This window comes from Hymenobacter miniatus (assembly GCF_016427455.1).
GTDB classification, from domain to species: Bacteria; Bacteroidota; Bacteroidia; order Cytophagales; family Hymenobacteraceae; genus Hymenobacter; species Hymenobacter armeniacus.
Window position 1 is genome coordinate 17,134 of sequence record NZ_JAELXR010000017.1, and the last position, 21,946, is coordinate 39,079.

Here is a 21,946-nt window from a genome sequence, read left to right on the forward strand (position 1 = left end):
TTTTTACGCCTCCCTTACCTATCCAGCCAGTTCTTGAACACGTTCACTTTTTCGCGGCTCACCAGCACCTGGGCATCGGGGGCGGTGGGCTTGAGCACCGTTTGCAGGCGGGAGTTGGTGTAGTGAATGATGTCCTGAATGGCCGCCTGCTGGGCCAGGTAGGCGCGGTTGAGGCGGAAGAAGCGGCGCGGGTCGAGCAGGCCCTCCAGCTGGTCCATGGTGTAGTCGACCACGAACTTGCGGCCCTCGGTGGTTTGCAGAAACGTGGCTTTTTCGAGGCTGAAGAAGTAGGCAATCTGCTCCACGGGCACCACTTTGAGGTGCTCGCCCACGCGCACCACAAACTGGGATTTGTAGCTGGCGGCGGACGGGGTTTGCTGCATCTGTTGCACCAACTGGGCCAGCAGGGCGGGGTCGAAGGCCGGGGCGGGAGCCGGCTGCGGCGCCGTGGGCAGGCGCTCGCGCAGCTTGCGCACGGCGGCGGCCAGTTCTTCCTCGTCGATGGGCTTGAGCAGGTAGTCCACGCTGTTCACCTTGAAGGCTTGCAGCGCATACTGGTCGTAGGCGGTGGTGAAAATGACCGGGCAGCGCACCTCGGTGCGCTCAAACAGCTCGAAGCTGAGGCCATCGGCGAGGTGAATGTCGAGAAACAGGACGTCGGGCGCGGGCTGGGTGCTCTGCAGCAGGGCCACGGCTTGCGTCACCGATTCGGCCGTGCCCAGCACCTGCACGGGCTCGGGCTGGCGGGCCAGCAGGTCGGCCAGGCGGCGGGCGGCCAGGGGTTCGTCTTCAACTAGCAGGGCGCGGAGGGGCATGACGTTGTTATTGGGGCCGTTCACAGCAACAGCAGCGGCAAAGAAACCACGAACTCGCCTTGCTCCTGCTGCACGACCAGCGGCCGGTTGGTGAGGAAGGCGTAGCGGGCGGCCAGGTTTTTCAGCCCCAGCCCCGACGACTCGCCCGGCGCCAGGCGGCGCGGGCGCAGGGCGTTGCGCACGGACAGGGCCTGGGCGGCGGGGTCGAGGCCGACGCTCACCCGCAAGGGGTCGGCCTGGAAGGCGGTGTTGTGCTTGATGACGTTTTCGAGCAGCAGCTGCAGGGCCAGGGGCGGCACGTAGAAACCGGCCAGGGCGGCGGGCGGCAGGTTCATTTCCACGGCCAGGGCGTCGCCGAGGCGGGTTTTCTGCAGGTACAGGTAGCTTTCGGCAAACTTCACCTCGTCGGCCAGCGGCACCAGCTCCTGGCTTTCGCTGTCGAGCACGTAGCGGTACACCTGCGAGAGCTGCCGAATGAAACGCACGGCCCGGGCGGGGTCGTTTTCCTCCACCAAACTCGTCAGCGCGTTGAGGGAATTGAAGAGAAAGTGCGGGTCGACTTGCTTGCGCAGCGAGTCGAGCCGGGCCACGGCGGTTTCTTTTTCGAGGCGCTCGACGCGCACGGCGGCTTCGCGCCAGTTCACGAAGAACGAGCGGCTGTGGTTGAACAGCGAGATGATGAGCGTGATGGCCAGCGGCACCAGCACCTGCCCGTACATCTGCGGGCGCCACAGCAGCCGCAACGACTCGCCCATCGACACCAGAAACACGGCCTGAATGAGCAGAATGACCAGCACCGACCCGCCCATCGACACCGCCAGCGTGAGCAGCAGGCGCCGCAACGGCCGCTCGGCCCACTTGATGCGCCGGTCGAGCCAGTCCACGGCGTAGCCGTTCGCAAACCACAGCCCGCCGCTGTAGGCCAGGGTGATGGCGAAGGTGATGCCCAGCCGTTTGGCGTCGGTGAGCGAGCCCGGGTTGAGCAGCACCGTGAGCACCGTGGAGATGAGCAGCAGGATGCGCAGCGCCTTCCACATGCCGGCCCGGGAGCTGGGCACGGGCAGGTAGCCGTTGGAAAACTGCGGAACGGTGTCGGACGGGGCCACGGGCAGGGAGAGGGAGAAAGCCGGCATCAAAGTAAGGAATAAGTGGGGCAGCAGACACGCGGCGCGGGCTCGGCGAGTCCGCGCCGGCGGCCGGTCCTATTTAGTGGCCGCAGTGGTGTTGTCGGTGCCGTTGATGCGGGCCAGCGTGGCCGTGGCGGTGGCCTCGCCCCAGTTCGGGCTCAAGGCCGTGGCGGGCTTGAAGGCGGCAAACAAGGCCTTGGCTTTCTCATACAGCGGCTTGGCCTTCTCGGCGCCGCCACCGAACATGGCCGGGCGGAAGTACAGGTCGTTGGCCAGCACGAGGTAGGCGCGCGGGTTGTCGGGGCTGAGCGTGAGGGCCTGGTCGAGGGCCTCGTGCACGCGGCCGGTGTAGAGGGGGCCGCGCGTCATGGGCGCGGCCTGAATGCGGCCCTGGTAGATGTAGGCCTGCAGCACCAGCACTTCGGCCAGGTCGGCGCCGGGCAGCTTTTTGGCCTGCGCCAGGGCGGCATCGGCCCGGTCGAGGAGCTTGTCGGTCTGGTCGCTGTCGGAACCGCCGAAGGCCATTTTGAGGTAGCCGCGGGCCTGGTAGTAGCGGGGCAGCCAGTCGGTGGGCCGGGCGCTGGCGGCGCGCTCCAGCTTGGCCAGGTTGGCGGGCAGGTCGGCCTTCTGGGTGATGGCGTTTTGCTCGGCAATGGTGGCGCCCAGCATGGCGGTGTAGGCATCGGCCGGCGCGGCGGTGGCGGCAGGCGCGGGCTGGGTCTGGGCCACAGCGGCAAGCGAGGCGGCGGCGAGGGCGAGGGTGAGCAGGGCGGTTTTCATGATGACGGGGGGGTTGGTGAAGGTTTTCCTGATTGAATGGCTCAAAGGTGGCCGCGCCGCCCAGCGCCCGAAAATTCTCCTTACCGAAGCGTCGTTTGCGACGGACGAAGCGTCGGAACAGCCGGGCAGGGCTTCCGGCAGAAATAATGAACGACTCCGCACCTTACTTGCAACGCTTTGTTCGTTACGGGCATCACACCGACAATTCCACAGCTTTCCACTGCTTCCCTTATGGCATTACCCCGACTTGCACTCAGCGGCCTGCTACTCGCCGCGCCCCTCCTCAGCCGCGCCCAAAGCGCGGAGCCCGCCCCGGCCGCGCCCCGGTTCTACGTGGGCCTGGCCGCCTACCACAGCAATTATCAGAACCTGCTCAGCAGTCGAAATGGCGATACCGGCTTTCGGGTGCCGGTGCAGCTCACGGCGGGCTACCAGCTGCGCCCGCGCCTGGCCCTGGAGCTGGGCGCGGCCTACAGCGGCCGCACCCAGTCCTTTACCTACGACGCCCTGTACTTTATCAACGCGGGTGGCCCCGGGCCTACCTACTACACCTACGCTTATTCCAACACCACCACGCTGCGCACCACCTCCGTGTCGGCCCTGGCCCGCTACACCCTCACCCGCAAGCCCGAGCACCGCTTCCAGGTCGATGCCCTGGGCGGACTCACGCTGATACACCGCAGCTACTATTCTCGCGGCACCGGGGGCGACGACTCGTCGGGCACCTTCCAAACGGCCCCCTACTCCTACCGCGGCGCGCTCGACTACCTGCTCCTGACCGCCGGCCTGGGCCTGCGCTACCGCCTCACGCCGCATGTTGGGCTCAAATTCGATTTCGCCACCAACCACGACCTCATGCACTGGGGTGCTTACTATCAGTTTACCGGCAGTGCCGCGCTGGGCGTGCAATACCGGTTTGGCAAGCGGTAAGGACAAAGTGCTACTACAGCAGAAAGGCCGCCACGCAAATTGTGTGTCGGCCTTTCTGCTGTAGTTCCTTATTCCAAGCCTTCAGTCCGGCCGCTCGTTCAGGTCCACTTTACGGCTCTTGTTGATGGAAATAAACACGCCCACAAACAGCATCCTCGGCGCCCCTGGCGTCACGGCCACGCTGCGGAGCTGGCCGCTGGCGTCGGGCTGGCTCGCGAAGTTGTAGCCGTACACGTTGTTGCGCCCCAGCACGTTGCTGGCCGACACGTAGACGATGGTGAACTGGCCAAACCAGTGGGTGAGGTAGCTCGCGTTGAAGCTCAGGTCCTGGTAGCTGGGCAGGCTGGCCTGGTTGTAGCCGGGCCGGTTGGGGTCGTGGTAGCGGCGGCCGCTGCCGTAGCTGTAGGTGAAACCGAATTGCGTATGCAGGCGCTGCACCCAGTACTTGCCCACCACGTTCAGGTTGTGCCGGGCCGCAAAAGTGGGTACGGCCACGGTGGGGTCTTGCCGGAACTGGCGGCGCGTGTCCACGAAGCCGTAGCTCACCCAATAATCAGCCTTTTTGAAGGTGGTGCGGTCCCGAAACAGCACGTCGAGGCCCCGGGCATAGCCGCTGCCGGCGTTCTGGTAAGTGGCCGGGTTGTAGGGCTGGGCGGCGCTGAAGGTGGTGAGCTGGGCGTAGTTCTTCTGGTAGATTTCGGCCCGCAGCGTGCGCTGCTGCACCTGGCGCTGGTAGGTGAGCAGCAGGTGCTCGGCGCGCTCAAACTGCAAGGCGTGGCTGATGCGCAGCAGGTCGGTGGTGGGACTTTGGTAGAAATAGCCCCAGGCAGCCGAGAGCTGGCTGTTTGGGCCGGTTTGGTAGGCCAGGCCCAGGCGCGGGGCAGCGGTGGAGCGGTGCAGCAGGGCCGAGTATTCGCCCCGCAGGCCCACGCGGCCGGCCAGCTTGCGGCTCAGCACCAGCTCGCTTTCCAGAAAGGCGCTGCCGCGCTGCTCGTCCACGCCCAGGAGCAGCGGGGCCGTTTCGGCCGCCGCCTGGTACTGCTGACGGTAGCGCTGGGCGTAGCCTTCGAGGCCCATTTTGAGGTTGAACCAAGTGCTGGCCGAGTCGTTGGAGAGCACCAGCCGGGCCACGGCGGAGCGGTCGAGGTCACATACGGACTGGGCATCGGGACGCACGCGGTTGTCGTCTTGGGTCAGGGCCAGGCCGGTGTTCAGGCTCCAGCCGCGGCGCAGCGGCGCGCGGTAGCTGGCGTTGAGGTAGGCGTTGTCGTTGGCCAGGGCCACGGGGTGGCCGGCAGCGTACTCGGGGTTGGCGTCGGGCTGGCGCAGGGCCAGGCGCTGGCGGCTGTAAGTGCCGTACACTTTCAGCATGCCGGCCTCCCCTACTTGGTGGGCCAGCTTGAGCGAGCCGCCGGCGCTTTGGGGCGCTTTCTCCCAGCCAAAGGTTTGGGGCACCAGGTTGAAGTAGGGCGCCAGGTTGGTGTAGTCGGCGGTGAGGGCCAGGCTGGTGCGGGCCCAGCGCTGGGTGCGGGCCAGGCTGCCGCCCACGCTCATCAGCGAGAGGCTGGTCTGGGTTTCGGGCGCCAGGTCGGTCGAGCTCAGGGCCACCACGGCGCTCAGGGCCTGCCCGTACTCGGCCGAGTAGCCGCCCGTGCTGAACACGGTGCCTTTGAAAAGGAAGGGCGAAAACCGCCCCCGCGCGGCCACGTTGGGCACCGAGCCGCCGTAGGGCGTTTGCACGGGCAGCCCGTCGAGGTAGGTTTTGGTTTCCGAAGCCGCCCCGCCGCGCACAAAGAGCTTGCCTTCCTCCCCCACCCGCGTGGTGCCGGGCAGCGAGTTCAGCGCCCCGGCGATGTCGCCGAGCGCGCCGGCCGTGGTCACAATGTCGAGGGGCTTGAGCACGGCGGCGCGTTTCTCGTCGCTGGCCTCGAAGGCGCCGGCCGTCACCACCACGTCGCCGAGGGCGGCACGGCTGGCTTTCAGCTTGAGGCCGGGCAGCACCACGGCGCCCTGGCCCAGCACCACCGGCACTTCCAGCGGCTCGTAGCCGATGAAGGTGGCCACCAGCGTGAGCGGCCCGGCCGGCTGGTCGGTGCCGAAGCGGAAGCGGCCCAGCGAGTCGGTGCTGGCCCCGTCGAAGGTGGTTTTCAGAAACACGTTCACGCCGGGCAAGGGCTGGCCATCGGCGTCGCGCACCGTGCCGGAGAGTTGGGTGGAGGCCTGGGCGGCGGGGCGGGCCTCGGTGGGAGCGGCTTGGGCCAGGGCAGCGGCGGGGGCGCTCAGCAGCAGCAGCGAGAGTAGCGAAGTTTTCATGGGGGCCAGCGGGTAAGTACTGGTCCAAAGGTGCCGGGTGGCCCCGCCGCGGCTCAAGTTCCTGTTGCCGAAGCGTCGTATCGGGGGGCTGAACCGTCGGAGCGGGGGGTTGGGGGTTTCCGCCGGACCCGCCTCCCCCGACGTGGCGCCTCACCCCCTGCCCCTCTCCTAAGCGAGAGGGGAGCCAAGGCGGCTTCAGTTAAGAGTTAATGGTTGAGAGTTAAAAAACAGCAGAGCCGAAAGCACGCGGAGGCCGAAGACGTCCCTTTTTTACTTTTCATTCACGCCTTCTAACCCAAATCGTCAGGCACCCCTCTCCTAAAGGAGAGGTGCCAGGGGTGAGCCGTTACGTCGGGAGAGGGCCCGGGCGAAACCCCAATTGTTTTGGACTTAACCGCGTTTTAATCCCATTAACCAATTCTTAAAAGGATTTAATAAACCTTTAATCGGCTTCTAATAAACTTATAATTCGGCTTTAATCCCGGCCGTAGACCCCGCTTCTACCTTTGTCGTAGAAAGCTAGTCGTCTGCAACGGCAGACGGACGTGTCTTTTTTTTCGCCCGAAGCTCCTTCCCCGCTCGGCCCGCCAGTTCCCAGCGGCCACCTTTTCTCACCACGGTTTCCTGCGTTTCGCTGCCTTCGGGCAGTGCCGGCACCGCTTTGCCTTTTTCCCAGCCTATGCCTACCCCCCCCACCCCTCCCCGCGACTGGGACCTTTCCTATTTCAAAAGTGACGTACAGGGCGGCCTGGTGTCGTTTCTGGTGGCCGTGCCCCTGTGCCTGGGCATTGCGCTGGCCTCGGGAGCGCCGTTGTTTGCGGGCATCATCGCGGGCATTGTGGGCGGGTTGGTGGTGGGGGCGCTCAGCCGCTCGGCCGTCAGCATTTCGGGCCCCGAAGCCGGACTGATTCTGGTGGTGGTGAGCAGCATGAGCGCGCTGGGCTCCTTCAAAGCCGTGCAGCTGGCCATTTGCGTGGCCGGCCTGCTGCAGGTGGCGCTGGGCGTGGCCCGGGCCGGCTTCATCAGCAATTTCATTCCTACCTCGGTCATCAAGGGCATGCTGGCGGCCATCGGCATCATCCTCATCCTGAAGCAGCTGCCCCACCTGCTGGGCTACGACCTCGACGCCGTGGAGTCGCTGGCCCTGTTTCCGTGGACCGGCGGCAACATTGCGGCCCTCGTCGAGCACGCCGTCGGGCAGATAAACGGCACGGCCGTGGCCATTGCGGCGGCCAGCCTGGCCGTGCTGCTGGCCTGGGAGCGGCCGGGGCTGCGCGCCCACCCGGTGCTGTCCAAAATTCCGGCGGCCCTGGTGGCCGTGGTGCTGGGCGTGCTGCTCAACGAGGCGGCGCGGGCCCTGAACCCGGCCTTTGCCTTGTCGGGCTCGCACTTGGTGCAGCTGCCCGTGCCGGGCAGCGTGGCCGAATTTGCGGGCCTGTTCACGCTGCCCGATTTCTCGCAGCTCACCAACCCCAACGTGTATACTTCGGCCGTGGCCATCGCGCTGGTGGCCAGCGTGGAAGCGCTGCTTTCCATCGAAGCCACCGACAAGCTGGACCCGCTCCAACGCAAAACCCCCACCAACCGCGAGCTGAAGGCCCAGGGCGTGGGCAACCTCGTGAGCGGCCTGCTGGGCGGCCTGCCGCTCACCTCGGTCATTGTGCGCAGCTCGGTGAGCATCAACGCCGGCGGGCGCACCAAGCTGGCGGCGCTGGTGCACAGCTCCTTCCTGCTGCTGAGCGTGCTGCTGCTGCCCCGCCTGCTCAACCTGGTGCCGTGGGCGGCGCTGGCGGCCATCCTGCTCATCACCGGCTACAAGCTGGCCCGGGTGAGCGTGTTCCGCGAAACCTTTGCGGCGGGGCTCAACGAGTTTCTGCCCTTCGTGGTCACCATCGTGGCCATCCTGCTGACGGACTTGCTCATCGGCATCGGCATTGGCGCATTGGCGGGGCTGTTTTTCATCCTGCGCGAAACCCACCGCAACGCCCATTTTGCGCAGCGCTACACCGTGCAGGGCCAGGAGCACACCCGCATCAGCCTGGGCGAGCACGTGTCGTTTCTGAACAAGGCCAGCATTTTGTCGGTGCTGAAGGACGTGCCCGCCGACTCGACCGTGGAAATCGACGCGACCAACTCGGCCTTCATCGACCGCGACGTGGTGAACGCCATCGAGAACTACCGCGAAACGGCCCGCCAGCGCAACATCGACCTCATTTTCATGCGCCGCGGCGACGACTACGCCCAAACCGTGGCCCAGCAGGCCCACGTGAGCGGCAAGGAAGCCGACTTCGAGGCCTACTACAAGCTCTTCGACAACAACCGCAACTGGGTGGCCGAAAAGCTGCGCCGCAACCCGCGTTTCTTCGAGGCCGCGGCCCAGCAGGCGCCCCGGTTCCTGTTCATCGGCTGCTCCGACAACCACGTGTCGGTGAGCGAGATAACGGGCACGGCGCCGGGCAAGGTGTTTGTGCACCGCAACGTGGCCAACCTGGTGGTGAGCACCGACCTGAACCTGCTCTCGGTGCTGCACTACGCCATCGAAACCCTGCAGATTCGCCACATCATCGTGTGCGGGCACTACGGCTGCCGGGGCGTGAAAACGGCCATGCAAAACACCGAGGCCGGCGTGGTCACGAGCTGGCTCAACAGCGTGCGCGAGGTGATGCACCGCCACCAGCACGAGCTGGGCAGCCTCGAAACCGAGCCCGAGCGCTACCGCCGCCTGGTCGAGCTCAACGTCATCGAGCAGGTGTACAACCTGCACCAGACCGCCGCCGTGCAGGCGGCGCACCGGCGCGGCGCGCCCCTGCACCTGCACGGCTGGGTCTACGACATCCACGGCGGCACCATCCGCGACCTGGAGGTGGACGTGCGCAAGGATTTCGCCGAGTACGACACCATTTTCCGCTACCAGGTGGTGCCCGAGGGCCTGCGCAAGCTGCCCGGCGAGCTCTACCAAGCGCCCTCCATTTACTCCGTGCACGCGGGCGGGCCGGGTGCCGTCATCGCCATTCCGCCCTTCGACAACGACGACGCCCTGGGCGTGCCGTAGCCCGCGGGCCGCGCTTTTCCCCGGAATTTCCACGGCCGGCGGCCTTCGGGCGCGGGCCAATTAGCCTGATTTGGGATGAAAGTATTGATTGTAGAAGAGGAGCTGCCAGTCATTTCCTATTTGCGCAGCGGCCTCGAAGCCTACGGCATGCAAACCGCCGTGGCCCTCGACGCCACCGCCGCGCAGCAAATGCTGGCCACGGCCCGCTACTCGGCCGTCATCCTCGACGTGCGCCTGCCCGAGATGGACGGCTTCGAGCTCTGCGCCCGCATCCGGCGCGAATACGAGAAGCTGCCCGTGCTCATGCTCACCGACATGGCCGCCACCCACCACAAGCTGCGGGGCTTTGAGGCCGGCGCCGACGACTACCTCGTGAAACCCATCGAAGTGCGGGAGCTGGCCGCGCGCCTGCGGGCCCTGCACCGCCGCTTCGGCACCACGCCCGCCGAGCGGGTGCTGAAAGTGGCCGACCTAGAGCTGCACAGCCACAGCAAAGTGGTGAAGCGCGGCGAAAAGCGCATCGACCTCACGGTGCGCGAGCTGGCGCTGCTCGAATACTTCATGAGCAACCAGGGCCGCGCCCTCACACGGGCCGAAATAGTGGGCAAGGTGTGGGACCTGGCTTTCGACACCGGCACCAACGTGGTGGACGTGTACGTGAGCTACCTGCGCAGCAAAATCGACAAGCACTTCTCACCCAAGCTCATCCATACGCTCAACGGCGTGGGCTACGTGCTAGAACACCGCGCGGCCTGACGCGCCCCCGGCCACGGACCCACGCCAAGCACAACAACGAAAGCGCGAATGACACTGTTGCTGCAAGTTTTAGCAGCGGCTGGAGAGCAAAAAACCGGGGGCATATAACGTGCATTCAGCTCGGAGAGGGTAGCTTTACGTACGTTTTTCGGCAGTTCATGTGGTACACATAACTGCCGACTCACTTTTGCTCCCAGGCTGCTCCTATTCGCTACGATGACTGCTTCCGATACGCCCGTTGATTATCAGCGCTTGTTCCGTTCCCTGCCGGACAATTTCCTGCTCATGGCGCCCGACGCGACCATTGTGGACAACACCGACAGCCACGTGGCCGCGTCGCTGAAATCGCGGGAAGAGGCCGTGGGGCGCACCCTGTTCGAGGCCTACCCGTCCGTCGACCAGAACCAGGGCGACATCATCGCGGCCTCGCACGAGCACGTGCGCCAGCACCTGGAGCCCCACGCCATGCCCGTCATTCGCTACGACTTGGCCAAGCCCGCCGAGCAGGGCGGCGGCTTCGAGGAGATGTACTGGCAAGCCACGCACTACCCCGTGCTCGACGAGCAGGGCCAGTTGCAGTACATCCTGCAGCGCACCCAGAACGTGACCGAGCAGCTACGCGCTGCTCAGGAAGCCGCCAAGGCCCAGGCCGCGCTGGCCGAGGAGCAGGACCGCACCCGCTTCGTGCTCGAAAACCTGCCCGTGCTCATCTGGACCGCCGACGCCCAGGGGCAGCGCGACTACTTCAACTCGCGCTGGCTGGACTTCACGGGCCACCCGCTGGAAAAGCAAATCGGCGTGCAATGGGTCGACAGCGTCCACCCCGACGACCGCAGCCGCGTGCTCAGCACCTGGCAGCGCTCCGTCGACACCGGCGACCTGTACCAGGTAGAATACCGCCTGCGTCGCCACGACGGCCAGTACCGCTGGATTTTGGTGCGCGCCACGCCCCGCCGCGACGCGGAAGGCCGCATCAGCATGTGGGTGGGCGGCGCCACCGACATCCATGAGCAGCGCCAGATGGTGCAGGAGCTGCTGCAGGCCAACGAGCAACAGGGCATGCTCTCGGAGCAGGCCCACACGCTGTACCGCAAGGCCGAAAACCAGCGCGAAACCTACCACAACCTGTTCATGCAGGCGCCGGCCATGATTTGCATTCTGCGCGGCCCCGAGCACCGCTACGAGTTCGTGAACCCGCAGTACCAGCAGCTGTTTCCGCACCGCGAACTGCTGGGCCACAGCGTGGAAGAAGTGGTGCCCGAGGTGCGCGAGCAAGGCATCATCGACCTGCTCGACAACGTGTACCGCACCGGCGAGACCTTCTTCGGCAAGGAGTTGAAAATGCAGCTGGAGCGCGACGCCAGCAAGGAACTGCGCGATTCTTACTTCAATTTCATCTACCAGCAGTTCCGCGAAAACAACCAGCCCGCCGGCATCATGGTCTTTGCCTTCGAAGTGACCGATTTCGTGCTGGCCCGCCAGGCCCTGGAGCGCCTCAACGACGCCCCCGGCAATTAGACTCGCCTAGTGTAGCCGCCCAAGGCGACGCCCGCTCCCTCATTTTTACTTTTTTTGCTTACCCCTCCCCGCATGGCCCTCTCCCCTTTCGACTTTCAGCAAGCCCGCGTGAAGCAGGTGTTGTTTAAGTCGCGGCTGCGCTCGGTGCTCTATGGGGTACGCGAGGCCGAGCCTGAGCTGTTTTCACTGCGCGACAACCCGCTGGGCCAGTGGCTCCAAAGCACCGTGAAGCCCGCCGTGGGCGCCAATTCCGACGTGCGGGAAATAGAGCGCGTGCTCCAGCAAATGCTGCAAACCGGCCAAGACCTGGCCGCCCGCTACAGCCGCGGCCAGATTGAGGAGTCGCGCGCCGGCCTCGACCAAATCAATTCCTACGCCGACCACATCGAAACCCTGCTCCACCGCCTCGAAAAAGACGTGGCCCAAGCGTAATCCTCAGTAACCCATCAAAACGTCCTGCTGAGCTTGTCGAAGCCTCTCTACCGCAATAGTAATCAGTTACTGCTGCGGTGGAGAGGCTTCGACAAGCTCAGCAGGACGTTTCCTCTTATCCCTACAGGTTGAACAGCTCGGCCGCGTTGCGGGTGGTGGCTTCGGCCACTTCGGCTTCGGGGCGGCCCAGCAGGGCGGCCACGCGGCGCAGCACCAGGGGCAGGTAAGCCGGCTCGTTGCGCTTGCCGCGGTGCGGCACGGGCGCCAGGTAAGGGCAGTCGGTTTCGAGGAGCAGGTGCTGCAAGTCAATGCCGGGCAGAAACTGGTCGGCGCCGCCGTTTTTGAAGGTGGCCACCCCGCCGATGCCCAGCTTAAAGCCCAACCGGATGACGCGTTCGGCCTCCGCCGCCGTGCCCGAGAAGCAGTGAAACACGCCGCGCAGGGTGCCGTCCTGGGCTGCTTCCACCAGCGCCGCGGTTTCGGCAAAGGCCTCGCGGGTGTGCAGCACAATGGGCAACTGGTACTTCTTAGCCATTTCTAACTGAATGCGAAGGGCCTCCTGCTGCCCGGCCAGCAGGGTTTTGTCCCAGTACAAATCGAGCCCGGCTTCGCCCACGGCGGCAAATGGCCGGCGCCCCAGCCAAGCCTCCACTTCGTACAAATCCTGCTCGAAGCTGCGCGTGACCGAGCACGGATGCAGGCCCATCATGGCAAAGCAGGTTTCGGGGGCCTGGGCCTCCAGCTCCAGCATGGCGTCGATGCTGCTGTGGTCGACGTTTGGCATCACGATGGTGCGCACGCCCGCGTCCTGAGCCCGGCGCAGGGCGTCGAGGCGGTCGGGCTTGAACTGTTCCGAATAAAGGTGAGCGTGCGAATCGGTGAGGTGCATGTTGTTGAGGTTATGCGTCAAAAATTATGAGTGGAAATGGCGTGGTAACGTCCGGCAACCTTCAATTTTATTCAGGTATAGCGCCGCCCTTTCCAGACCACGGCGCCGCCAAACAGACGGAAGCCGACCAGGCTGAACGTGAGCGCCAGCGTGTAAAATTCAAACAGCGGCAACCACCACCACGCCAGCCGCAAGCCCGCCCGCCGGTGCCCCAGGTGCGCCAGCGCGCCCTGCACCAGCACTTTGGCGGCCCACACCGCCAGCGCCGGCCCCGTGCCTGCCACCCACGCCAGCCCCGCCAGCGCCGGCCAGAAGCCACTGAAGGCCAGCAGCTCCAGCCGCAACCGCAGCGGCAGGGCCTCCACGCCGCGCAGCCAGCGGCGGCGCTGCCGCAGCAAGCCCGCCCAATTCGGCATGGCCAGGGAATCGGCCCGCGCCTCGGTGCTGAAGACGTGCCGGAAGCCAAAGCCCCGCGCCACCACCGCCTGAAACAGGGCGTAATCTTCGGTCACGGAAAAGGGCACGGCCTCGTAGCCGCCAACGGCTTCGTAAGCGGCGCGCGTCACGAGCATGTTGTTGCCCATGGCCGTCACGGGGCGCCCCTGCTCGCTCACCACCTGCACCAGGCTCAGCGACAGCAGCCAATCGATGCCCTGCAGCCGATGAAACAGCCGCGGCCCGCGCACCGCCGTGATGCCCGTGACGGTGCCCACGCCCGGCGCCGCGTGGCCCAGCAGCGCCTCTATCCAGCCGCCGGGCAGGTGAATGTCGGCGTCGGTGATGAAGAATAAATCGGTGGTGGCGTGCCGGGCCAGGTGGGCCAGTACGTTGGCTTTGCCGCGGGCCTGGCCTAGGTTTTCGGCGATGGGAATGACGTGAAACCGGCCCGCAAAGCCCTGCATGGCCGCCGCGGCCACTTCGGCGGTGCGGTCGGTGCTGGCGTCGTCGCCCACCAGTATTTCCAGCAGCTCGGCCGGGTAGCTGAGCGCGCGCAGGCTGGCCAGGCAGCGCGGCAGGGCCGCTTCCTCGTCGCGGGCGGCAATGAGGACGCTCACCCGCGGCAGCGGCCTGGGGAGCGGCACCGCCGGCTGCGCGCCGCGCCGGGTGGCAAACTGCCAGGCGGCAACGCCCAGCCCCAGCAGCCACAGCAGCAGAAACCCCAGCAGCAAGCCGCTCACGGCGCCAAAAACTGGTAGCCCAACTCGGCAAAGTGCGCCAGCACGCGCGGCAGCACGAAGCGCAGCCGCGCGCTGGCCTTGCGGCTGTCGTGAAACACCAGCACGTCGCCGGGCCGCACGGCGGCCAGCGTGTAGCGCAGGCAGTCTTCGGGGCTGAGGGTGGGGTCGTAGTCGCGGGTGAGCACCGACCACATGATGACCCGATACTGCTGCTGCAGCACCGGCAGCAAGGGCCGCGTGAGCCGGCCGTAGGGCGGGCGAAACAGCGGCGCCGGCGCGTTTTCGCCAGCTCCGCCGTGCTCTGTCATCAGCGCCTGGATGGTGGCCTGGCATTCGGCCACTTCGGCCAGGTAGTTAGCCCGCGACAAGCTCCAGGCGCTGCGGTGCCGGTGCGTGTGGTTGCCGAGGCGATGGCCGGCGCCCAGGGCGCTGCGGGCGATGTCGGGGGAGCGGCCCAGGTTTTCGCCCACGCAGAAAAAAGCTGCTTTTGCCTGGTATGCAGCCAACTGCTCAAGCACCCAGGGCGTTTCCTCGGGAATGGGGCCGTCGTCGAAGGTCAGGTACATGACCGGGGCGCCGGCGGGCGTGGCCGGCGGGCCGGTCCACTCGCAGCCGGGAAAGAGGGCGTGCAGCAGTTGGGGAGGCCGCGTGAGCAGCGCCGCTTCGAGCCGGGAACCCATCTTCATCAGGAGCGCACGATGTGCATAAAGGGCACCTCCGTGTCGGGCAAGGGCCCCAGCACGGCCGCCAGCACCGCCAAAAACGCCGCGGCCGTGCCGGGCTGGCCGGCGGCCGGGCCGCGCCCCAGCTGGCGGTGCACCTCGCCCACCCACTCGCTCACCACGGTGGGCGCGCCGGCCGGGCCGCTCAGGCCCAGCGTGGCTTCGAGGGTGAAATAGCGGGGCCGGATTTCCTCGGCTTCGGTTTCGGCGGGCTCGTCTTCTTCGTACACCAGCGCCGAGTAATAGGCCTCCATGGTGGCCTGGGGCGGCGGCAGGTGAAACAGCGCCGTGGCGCGGCCGGCCACTTCGTGCCAGCTCAGCCGCAGGCCGCGGGGCGCTACTTTGTCGGCGGCGGGCAGGTTTTCGGCGGCTTTGTCCCACACGTAGTGCAGCAGCTCCCGGGCCAGGAAGGGGTCGCTCAGCTCGGTGCGCACCGAGCCGGGGCGCCGCCAGGCCAGCTGGGGCAGCAGCACGTGGGTGAAGTTGTAGGAATGCAGACGCGCCATAAGCAGCCACAAAAGTAACGCGCAGAGGCGCGCGCCTGTCAATCAATTGGCCGGAAAGCCAAGGAAATTTTAAGCGCGGGCCTCTCTGATTACCAATCCTTCACTGTTTCCTGCCGATGGCCTGCAACACGGCTTCCCAGAGCACGTCGGCGCTGCGGCTCCACGAGAAGCGGCTCAGGTTTTGCCGGCCCTGGTCCGCCAGCTGGTGGCGCAGGCCGGCGTCGTGCCACAGGTGGGCCAGCCCGGCCGCAATGCTGTCCGGCGAGTGCGGGTCCACGAGCTCGGCGCCGCCCGGCCCGGCCACTTCGGGCATTGAGCTCAGGTTGGAGGTAAGCACCGGGCAGCCGCTGGCTTGCGCCTCCACAATGGGAATGCCGAAGCCTTCGAAATACGGCACGTACACCGTGGCCCGCGCCGCCGCGTACAGGCCGGCCAGTTCGGCATCGGCCACGCGGCCCGTGAAATGCACCGCCGACTGATGACGCATCTGCTGGTAGGCTTCCAGAATGGGCCCGGCTTTCCAGGCCTTGCGCCCCACGATGAGCAACTGGGCCTCGGCCGTGCCCGGCTGGTCCTTGAACAGGTCGAAGGCCCGCAGCAGGTTGCCCAGGTTTTTGCGCGGCTGCAGGGCGCCCACAAACAGGAAATACGGCTGCCCGTGGCTGAACCGGCGCCGAACCTCACGTTGCGCCTCCTCCGGCTGGGGCCGAAACAGCTCGGCCGGGGCGTTGTAGGCCACGCTGATTTTCTCGGGCCGAATGCCGTAGGTCTGCACGAGGTCGGCCTTGGTGGCTTCCGACACGGCCACCAGCTGCTGCGAGGCGCGGGCAAAGCGCGGCATGAAAAAGTGGTAGTACTTGCGCTGCAGCAAGCCCACGTCGAGCGGAAAGTGCTCGAAGGCCAGGTCGTGCATCACCGTGACGCGCGGCACCGCCGTGGCCAGCGTGGTGAACCCGTCCGGGCTCAGAAACGCGGCCGGGCGGTGCCGGGCCAGCCACAACGCCACCGCCCCTTCAAACCACGCCACGAAGAGAAACGGGTGCCGGGCCGGCGGCCGCAGCACGTGCGGCACCACGTTGGGCCCAAACAGGTAGCGCGCGTCAAACGCCCGGTCAAACAGGAAGTGAAACGTGACCTCCGGGTGCCGGGCCACCAGCCGACTCAGCGTTTCGTAGCTAAAGCGCCCGATGCCCTCCAGGTGAGCGCCCGGCAGCAGGAAACGAGTGTTGACGGCGACGTGAAGCGGCGAAATGGGCATTTGGTTGAACGGTCATGCAGAGCGCAGCGAAGCATCTCGCGTGCTAAATACTAATTACTTAACTCAAGCGAGATGCTTCGCTGCGCTCTGCATGACCGTTCCTCCCTCCGGCTTCCTACCGTTTCGGCATCAACTGCCCAATCTCCTTGCGCTGCACCAGGCCGGTGCCCAGCACAATCAGCCCAAACACCGCGGCCATCACGCCGGCCTCCACCCACCAGCGCAGATACAGGCCGTATTGCAGGCCGTACCAAGCGCCACACAGCAGCCCAAAGGCCAGCAGCAACCGCGCCAGCAGCCGAAAGGGCACGCCCACGCCCGTGCGCCGCGCCACCAGCACCAGATAGCCCCCCGACACGGCCACGGCGCACAGCAGCGTATCGAGCGAAGCCGCCACGGCGCCGTAGCGGGGCAGTAAAAACAGGTTCAGGCCAATGTTGAGGAAGATGCTCAGGGCCACCAGCCAGCTCACGGCGCGCTCGTGGGTGGTGCTGGTGAGCAGGGTGCTGTAGATGGCGAAAAAGGCGTGCACCAACACGTTGAGGAATAATATTTTCAGGCACAACGTCATGCGCGCCACCTCGGCCGGGGTGCTGTGGCTGAACTGCCAAAACACCACCTCGCCCCGAAACAGCACGAAGGCCACGATGAACAGCATGGGCAAGGTCACGATGCGCTGCCCGAACATGAGCAGCTGCCGCTGGGCGCCGGCATCTTTCGGCACGCTGGCAAACTTGGCAAAAAACAGCGGCAGCACCGTCCAGGCGTACATCATCACGGCGTCGACCCAGCGGTAGGCGCCGGCGTAGTAGCCCGCCTCGGTGGGCGAGGCCAAGCGTTCGAGCATTACCATGTCGATGCGCTCGTTTACGCCGTACAGCAGCGTCATGAGGGCGAAGGGCAGGCTGGCGCGCAGGGCCGAGCGGGCCACGGGCCCTTGCCAGCGGTACTTCACGTGGCCAAACAGGCGCGTCATCAGCCCGTAGGTGAGCACGGCGGTGAAGGCCGCGGCGCCCAGCCGGGCGCCCACGTAGCGCGGCAAGGTGAGGCCAACCGGCAGCAGCACCAGCACCGCGCCCAGCAGCACAAACTTCTCCAGCACCGAGAGCACGGCGTCGGTGTTGAATTTCTGGTGGGCCTGCAGGGTGCCGCGCAAAAACTGCCCATATTGGGCCAGCAGCAGGGCCCCGCCCACCGCCGCCAGCAGCACCAGCTCCATGCCCCGATAGCCCAGCACCCAGCCCACCATTAGCATGGCCGCCAGCGCCACAAAGTTGAGGGCCCCGCGCAGGGGCAGCAGCGTGGGGAAGGTTTCGGCCATGAAGCGGGGCTCGGCGGCCACGCGCTGCACAGCGTAGGGCGTGAGGCCGAGGTCAGAAAGGGCGGCCACCACCAGCGTGAGGGCCGAGAGGGCCGTGACCAGCCCGAACGTGGCGTGCCCGAGCCGGTCCTGCACCAGGTTTTCGACCACCACCCAGCCGGGTTTCACCAGCAGGTTGAGCAGGACGACGAAGCTGATATTGCCAAAAAACCGTTTGATGCCGACGAGGTAGCTAAGGACGGGAAAGAATACCCGGCGCCCGGGGCCGGGCTTGCAAAGCTACGCACCGCGCCGGGCTGGCCGCGCAACGTGCCGGACGGGCCCGTTTTCCGGCTATCTTTGCCTGCCGCCCTCCCGCTTCTTCCACCCCATTTTAAAGAACGGACGTAGGCACCCTTCTTTTCTGTATGTCTGCACCTTCTTTCTCGCTGGTGGGCCTGGGGCCCATTATCAACCGCTGGAAATACTTAGTGGCCGGGGCCGTGGCGCTGGCCGCCGTCGTGAGCATTGTGGTGGCGCTGCTGTTGCCCAACGTGTACCGCTCCACCGCCATTTTCATTCCCACCAACCCCCAGACCGCCGACCCCGACCGCCTGCTGGAAGAAAACGCGCAGCTGCGCAACAAGCTGGAGCTCAGCGGCCGGGCCGAAGACCTGGACCGCGTTATCACCATCGGCGAGTCGCAGCCGGTGGCCGAGCTCATCATCAAGAAGTTTGACCTTTACCGGCACTACGAGGCCGGCGCGCCCGGCGACGACAAGACCGACAACTTCGTGCTGAAGGAATTTTCCGACAACCTGTCCATTGTGCACAACGAGCGCGACGCCATCGAGCTCACGTTCATGGACAAGGACAAGAAGCTGGCCGCGCAGGTGGCCAACGCCCTGGTGCAGGCCATCGACTCGGTGAACCAGCAGCTTACGCTGGAAAACCGCCGCAAGGTGGTCGACCTCTACCGCCAGCGCTACGATTACCTGAGCACCAGCTTCGAGCGCAGCCGCCGCGAGCTGGTGGGCGCCCGCAACCGCTACGGCATCTTCGGCCTCGAAATGCAGGGCCGCTACCTGGCCAAGCAGCTCATCGAAACGGAATCGGCGTTGCGCAAGGCCGAAGGCGGCGGCGGCGACGTGGCCGGCCTGCGGCGCGCGCTGCGCGGCCTCACCCGCGCCGACGGCGGCAACCTCGTCAACCTCGAAAACTACGTGCGCGGCACCGACTCGCTGAGCATGTTCACGACCCGCGTGGCTGACTTGCAAACCCGCCTCATTGCCGCCCGCTCGGCCTTCGAAACCGCCGAATTGAGCCTGCGGGGTCACCTTTCCAGCATCTACGTAGTGCAGAAGGCTTACCCGGCCACCAAAAAAATCAAGCCCGTGCGCTGGCTGATTGTGGTGGGGTCGGTGGTGCTCACGTTCGTGCTGTCGGTGATGTTCATCGCCCTGCTGGAGCTGTACCGCCGCAACCGGCCCAGCGCCGCCCGCCCGGCGTGACCCCCTCAGTTCCCAACCTGCTGAGCCGCCTGCGCCAGTCCTTCGACGGGCCGCAGCTGCTGTTCATGGCTTTCATCGGGGTGCTGCTGCTGGGCGGTGCCGGGGCGGCCCTGCTGAGCATGCCGGCGCTGCTGCTCCCGGCCTTGCTGGCCGTGGCCCTGCTGGTGGCCCTGGTGGAATGGCGCTGGATATACTACCAGCTGTTTTTCCTGCTGCCGTTCTCCCAGGAAATCGGCCTGTTTGGCGGCCTGAGCATGGACGTGCCCTCCGAGCCCCTCATGCTGGCCCTTACGGGCTGCGTGGGCGCGAGCCTGCTGCTGGGGGCTGGCAACGGCCTGATTCCGCGCCGCGAGTGGCTCAACGCGCTGGTCGTCATCCTGGCCCTGATGCTGCTGTGGACGGCCGTCGACAGCTTTTTTTCCGTCGACTCGGTCAAATCCATCAAGTACCTGCTGGCCAAGGTGTGGTACCTCACCCCGTTCCTGCTGGGCACGCTGCTGATGGTGCGCCGGCCGGCCAATGCCTGGCGCTTTGCCGGGTTCTACGCCGCCGGGGCCTGCCTGAGCGTGCTCTACGTGGTGAGCCGGCACGCCACCAAAGGCTTCAGCTTCGCCGACATCAACTGGGCGCTGCACCCGTTTTTCCGCAACCACGTCATCTACGCCACCATGCTGGCGCTGCTGATTCCGTTTTGCTGGTTTGCGCAGCGCGCCGCCACCAAGGCGGGGCCGCGGCTGGCCTGGCGGGTGGCGCTGGGCATACTATTGTTTGGCCTGCTCACGTCCTACACGCGGGCATCCATCCTGTCGCTGCCCATTGCGGCGCTGTATTTTGCGGTGATGCGCCTGCGCCTCACGCGGGTGGTGCTGGTGCTGGTGGCCGCCGCCACGGCCATCAGCGTGGCCCACATTGCCTCGGGCGACAACTACATGGAATTTGCGCCCAACTACGAGCGCACCATCTTCAACGGCAAAAATTTCGAGAAGCACCTCGAAGCCACCTACAAGCTGCAGGACGTGTCGGGCATGGAGCGGGTATACCGCTGGGTGGCGGCCGCCCGCATGATTGCCGAAAAGCCCCTGGTGGGCAGCGGCGCCGCCACGTTTTACCCCGAGTATAAGCGCTACACGGTGAAGAGCTTCCGCACCTACGTGAGCGACAACCCCGAGAAGTCGACCACCCACAACTACTTCCTGCTGCAGCTGGCCGAGCAGGGCGTCCCGGGCTTTTTGCTGTTCGTCATCTTCATTGCCACGGCCTTGCTCAAGGCCGAGCGCCTGTATCACCGCTCGCAGCAGCAGCCCGAGGTGCGGCGGGTAGTGCTGGCGGCCACGTTGTCGCTGGTGGTCATCGTGTTCCACCTCACCCTGAACGAGTTGGTGGAAGTCGACAAGATTGGGCCGGTGTTTTTCATCTGCGTCGCTTTGCTCATTCGCAGCGAAAGTTGGCTGGCGGAAGCGGAAGACGACAAGCAACCGGCATTGCGGGCCTAGCGAGGCACGAACCGCCGCTTCGCGCTACTTAAACCGGCAGCTCAGAATGGTCACGTCGTCGGCGAACTGCGCGTCGTGGGCGCTGAAGGCGTTGATGCGGCGCAGCAGCTCCTGGTGCAGCTTGGGCAGCGGCAGGTAGCGGTTGCGCTGCAACACGTCGAGCACGCCTTCTTCGCCAAACTCATTGTTGTGCGCGTCAAATACTTCGGTAAGGCCGTCGGTGTAGAGCAGCAGCAGCGAATGGGGCGGAATCTCGACTTCGCCCACCCGCAGCAAGGGCAGTTCTTCCATGATGCCGAGCATGACGGTGCCGTGTTTGAGCGCGTTCACGCTGCCGTTGTCGAACAGCAGCAGCGGGTCGTTGTGGCCGGCGTTCACGTATTGCAGGCGGCGGGTGCGGCGGTCGTAGATGCCAAGGAAGGCCGTAATGAACTTCTCGCCGCCCGAGTTGCGGAACAGCAAGTGGTTGAGCTCGGGCACAATGGTGGCCAGCTCCACGCCCTGGCGCAGCAGCGTGCGCAGCCCCGCCTGGAAGTTCGACATCAGCAGCGACGCCGGCACGCCCTTGCCGCTCACGTCGGCCACGCACAGCAGCAGGCGGTGGGCATCGATTTCGACCACGTCGTAGTAGTCGCCGCCGATTTCGGTGTGGGGCACGTAGCTGCGCTCAATGGCTAGGTGCGCGTCGTTGGGCAGGCTGCGCGGAAACAGCATGGCCTGCACTTCCTGGGCAATTTCTATCTCTTTGCGCACGGCGGCATCGGCCACGCGCTGGGCCTGCAGGCGGCGGTTTTCGACGGCCCCAATCAGGGTATTGGCCAGCGAGCCGAGGAACGGAATGAGCTGCTGACGCACCTCGTTGTCGCGCAGGCCGCCCACGAACACGTAGGCCGCCACCTGCTTCTGGCGCAGCACCGGAATCACCAGTTCGTACCGGTCCCAGGCCTCGCCGAGGTGCAGGTCTTCCACGGCCTGGGGCTGGGTCACGCCGCCGTCGCACAGGTGCTGGGTCAGCTCCAGCTTTTCGGCGTCGGCCAGGTCGCAGCCCAGGGCCACGCGCACCTGGAAGCCGTGTTCTTCGCGCGCAAACAGCAGCAGTTGCACCACGTTGCGCTGGCCCTGCAGGGTGAGGCGCAGCATGTGATAAAGCTCGTCCACGGTATGGTCGCGGGCGGTCATGTCGTGGGCCACGCCGAGCACGGTATCCAACTCGAACTGCTTGAGCAGGAGCTGTCGGCGCAACTGCTTGATTTGGTCGTCGCGCATGGCGACCTGGGTGCTCAACGCATCGGCCAGGGGCTCAGCAGAAGAAAGAGGGGCAGCAGCCATACAGCAAGGTAAGCACCCCGTGTGAAACGCACATGAA

General features: G+C 65.8%; 18 protein-coding genes. 7 read left to right on the forward strand and 11 right to left on the reverse strand.

Annotated features, from left to right (window positions below):
• Positions 1-14: 14 nt before the first annotated feature.
• From JAO73_RS20200 to JAO73_RS20210, 3 genes are all read right to left on the reverse strand, one after another.
• On the reverse strand, positions 15-815 hold the full coding sequence (locus tag JAO73_RS20200; protein ID WP_198979076.1) for a LytR/AlgR family response regulator transcription factor: 801 nt from the start codon (positions 813-815) through the stop codon (positions 15-17).
• Positions 816-835: 20 nt separating this feature from the next.
• A complete protein-coding gene (locus tag JAO73_RS20205) occupies positions 836-1,948 on the reverse strand; it encodes a sensor histidine kinase (RefSeq protein ID WP_198979077.1) in 1,113 nt (370 codons plus the stop codon).
• Between the two features lie 69 nt (positions 1,949-2,017).
• The gene (locus JAO73_RS20210; RefSeq protein ID WP_198979078.1) at positions 2,018-2,722 is read right to left on the reverse strand and encodes a hypothetical protein; all 705 of its coding nucleotides are present in this window, start codon (positions 2,720-2,722) and stop codon (positions 2,018-2,020) included.
• A gap of 231 nt (positions 2,723-2,953) precedes the next feature.
• Here JAO73_RS20210 and JAO73_RS20215 point away from each other — a divergent pair, with 231 nt between their 5' ends.
• Positions 2,954-3,652 carry an outer membrane beta-barrel protein gene (locus tag JAO73_RS20215; protein WP_198979079.1) on the forward strand — a complete coding sequence of 233 codons (699 nt, stop codon included), beginning with the start codon at positions 2,954-2,956 and terminating at the stop codon, positions 3,650-3,652.
• Positions 3,653-3,733: 81 nt separating this feature from the next.
• On the opposite strand, the gene JAO73_RS20220 is transcribed toward JAO73_RS20215, so the two are convergent.
• Positions 3,734-5,965 (reverse strand): TonB-dependent receptor, encoded by a 2,232-nt coding sequence (locus JAO73_RS20220; protein WP_198979080.1) that lies wholly within the window; start codon positions 5,963-5,965, stop codon positions 3,734-3,736.
• A gap of 679 nt (positions 5,966-6,644) precedes the next feature.
• On the opposite strand from JAO73_RS20220, the gene JAO73_RS23140 reads away from it, so the two are divergent.
• The 4 genes from JAO73_RS23140 to JAO73_RS20245 all read left to right on the forward strand — a co-directional run bounded on the left by JAO73_RS23140 (position 6,645) and on the right by JAO73_RS20245 (position 11,723).
• On the forward strand, positions 6,645-9,017 hold the full coding sequence (locus tag JAO73_RS23140; protein WP_233169312.1) for a SulP family inorganic anion transporter: 2,373 nt from the start codon (positions 6,645-6,647) through the stop codon (positions 9,015-9,017).
• Positions 9,018-9,092: 75 nt separating this feature from the next.
• Entirely contained in the window at positions 9,093-9,773 is a 681-nt protein-coding gene (locus tag JAO73_RS20235) for a response regulator transcription factor (protein WP_198979081.1), read from the forward strand.
• Positions 9,774-9,989: 216 nt separating this feature from the next.
• A complete protein-coding gene (locus tag JAO73_RS20240; protein WP_198979082.1) occupies positions 9,990-11,291 on the forward strand; it encodes a PAS domain-containing protein in 1,302 nt (433 codons plus the stop codon).
• Positions 11,292-11,363: 72 nt separating this feature from the next.
• Positions 11,364-11,723 (forward strand): hypothetical protein, encoded by a 360-nt coding sequence (locus tag JAO73_RS20245; protein ID WP_198979083.1) that lies wholly within the window; start codon positions 11,364-11,366, stop codon positions 11,721-11,723.
• Positions 11,724-11,844: 121 nt separating this feature from the next.
• Here JAO73_RS20245 and JAO73_RS20250 read toward each other — a convergent pair whose 3' ends face one another.
• From JAO73_RS20250 to JAO73_RS23430, 6 genes are all read right to left on the reverse strand, one after another.
• Entirely contained in the window at positions 11,845-12,612 is a 768-nt protein-coding gene (locus JAO73_RS20250; RefSeq protein ID WP_198979144.1) for a TatD family hydrolase, read from the reverse strand.
• Positions 12,613-12,683: 71 nt separating this feature from the next.
• Positions 12,684-13,790, reverse strand: coding sequence for a glycosyltransferase (locus JAO73_RS20255; protein WP_198979084.1), 1,107 nt, complete (start codon positions 13,788-13,790; stop codon positions 12,684-12,686).
• Entirely contained in the window at positions 13,787-14,476 is a 690-nt protein-coding gene (locus JAO73_RS20260; protein WP_233169313.1) for a polysaccharide deacetylase family protein, read from the reverse strand. The genes JAO73_RS20255 and JAO73_RS20260 overlap by 4 nt, the downstream gene beginning before the upstream one ends.
• The gene (locus JAO73_RS20265; protein WP_198979085.1) at positions 14,476-15,018 is read right to left on the reverse strand and encodes a hypothetical protein; all 543 of its coding nucleotides are present in this window, start codon (positions 15,016-15,018) and stop codon (positions 14,476-14,478) included. The genes JAO73_RS20260 and JAO73_RS20265 overlap by 1 nt, the downstream gene beginning before the upstream one ends.
• A 100-nt stretch (positions 15,019-15,118) precedes the next feature.
• The gene (locus JAO73_RS20270) at positions 15,119-16,276 is read right to left on the reverse strand and encodes a glycosyltransferase family 4 protein (protein WP_198979086.1); all 1,158 of its coding nucleotides are present in this window, start codon (positions 16,274-16,276) and stop codon (positions 15,119-15,121) included.
• A 115-nt stretch (positions 16,277-16,391) separates the two neighbouring features.
• The gene (locus JAO73_RS23430; RefSeq protein WP_317191263.1) at positions 16,392-17,816 is read right to left on the reverse strand and encodes an oligosaccharide flippase family protein; all 1,425 of its coding nucleotides are present in this window, start codon (positions 17,814-17,816) and stop codon (positions 16,392-16,394) included.
• A 188-nt stretch (positions 17,817-18,004) separates the two neighbouring features.
• Here JAO73_RS23430 and JAO73_RS20280 point away from each other — a divergent pair, with 188 nt between their 5' ends.
• Positions 18,005-19,087: a GumC domain-containing protein gene (locus JAO73_RS20280; protein ID WP_198979088.1), complete on the forward strand. Its 1,083-nt coding sequence runs from the start codon at positions 18,005-18,007 to the stop codon at positions 19,085-19,087.
• Positions 19,084-20,580 (forward strand): O-antigen ligase family protein, encoded by a 1,497-nt coding sequence (locus JAO73_RS23435; protein ID WP_198979089.1) that lies wholly within the window; start codon positions 19,084-19,086, stop codon positions 20,578-20,580. The genes JAO73_RS20280 and JAO73_RS23435 overlap by 4 nt, the downstream gene beginning before the upstream one ends.
• 24 nt (positions 20,581-20,604) lie before the next feature.
• On the opposite strand, the gene JAO73_RS20290 is transcribed toward JAO73_RS23435, so the two are convergent.
• Entirely contained in the window at positions 20,605-21,909 is a 1,305-nt protein-coding gene (locus JAO73_RS20290) for a PP2C family protein-serine/threonine phosphatase (RefSeq protein ID WP_233169314.1), read from the reverse strand.
• Between the last annotated feature and the right edge of the window lie 37 nt (positions 21,910-21,946).

Bases quoted from the DNA above. Each gene is read 5' to 3' on its own strand.
- JAO73_RS20200 (WP_198979076.1), bottom strand. From the start codon at position 815: ATGCCCCTCCGCGCCCTGCTAGTTGAAGACGAACCCCTGGCCGCCCGC.
- JAO73_RS20205 (WP_198979077.1), bottom strand. From the start codon at position 1,948: ATGCCGGCTTTCTCCCTCTCCCTGCCCGTGGCCCCGTCCGACACCGTT.
- JAO73_RS20210 (WP_198979078.1), bottom strand. From the start codon at position 2,722: ATGAAAACCGCCCTGCTCACCCTCGCCCTCGCCGCCGCCTCGCTTGCC.
- JAO73_RS20215 (WP_198979079.1), top strand. From the start codon at position 2,954: ATGGCATTACCCCGACTTGCACTCAGCGGCCTGCTACTCGCCGCGCCC.
- JAO73_RS20220 (WP_198979080.1), bottom strand. From the start codon at position 5,965: ATGAAAACTTCGCTACTCTCGCTGCTGCTGCTGAGCGCCCCCGCCGCT.
- JAO73_RS23140 (WP_233169312.1), top strand. From the start codon at position 6,645: ATGCCTACCCCCCCCACCCCTCCCCGCGACTGGGACCTTTCCTATTTC.
- JAO73_RS20235 (WP_198979081.1), top strand. From the start codon at position 9,093: ATGAAAGTATTGATTGTAGAAGAGGAGCTGCCAGTCATTTCCTATTTG.
- JAO73_RS20240 (WP_198979082.1), top strand. From the start codon at position 9,990: ATGACTGCTTCCGATACGCCCGTTGATTATCAGCGCTTGTTCCGTTCC.
- JAO73_RS20245 (WP_198979083.1), top strand. From the start codon at position 11,364: ATGGCCCTCTCCCCTTTCGACTTTCAGCAAGCCCGCGTGAAGCAGGTG.
- JAO73_RS20250 (WP_198979144.1), bottom strand. From the start codon at position 12,612: ATGCACCTCACCGATTCGCACGCTCACCTTTATTCGGAACAGTTCAAG.
- JAO73_RS20260 (WP_233169313.1), bottom strand. From the start codon at position 14,476: ATGAAGATGGGTTCCCGGCTCGAAGCGGCGCTGCTCACGCGGCCTCCC.
- JAO73_RS20265 (WP_198979085.1), bottom strand. From the start codon at position 15,018: ATGGCGCGTCTGCATTCCTACAACTTCACCCACGTGCTGCTGCCCCAG.
- JAO73_RS20270 (WP_198979086.1), bottom strand. From the start codon at position 16,276: ATGCCCATTTCGCCGCTTCACGTCGCCGTCAACACTCGTTTCCTGCTG.
- JAO73_RS20280 (WP_198979088.1), top strand. From the start codon at position 18,005: ATGTCTGCACCTTCTTTCTCGCTGGTGGGCCTGGGGCCCATTATCAAC.
- JAO73_RS20290 (WP_233169314.1), bottom strand. From the start codon at position 21,909: ATGGCTGCTGCCCCTCTTTCTTCTGCTGAGCCCCTGGCCGATGCGTTG.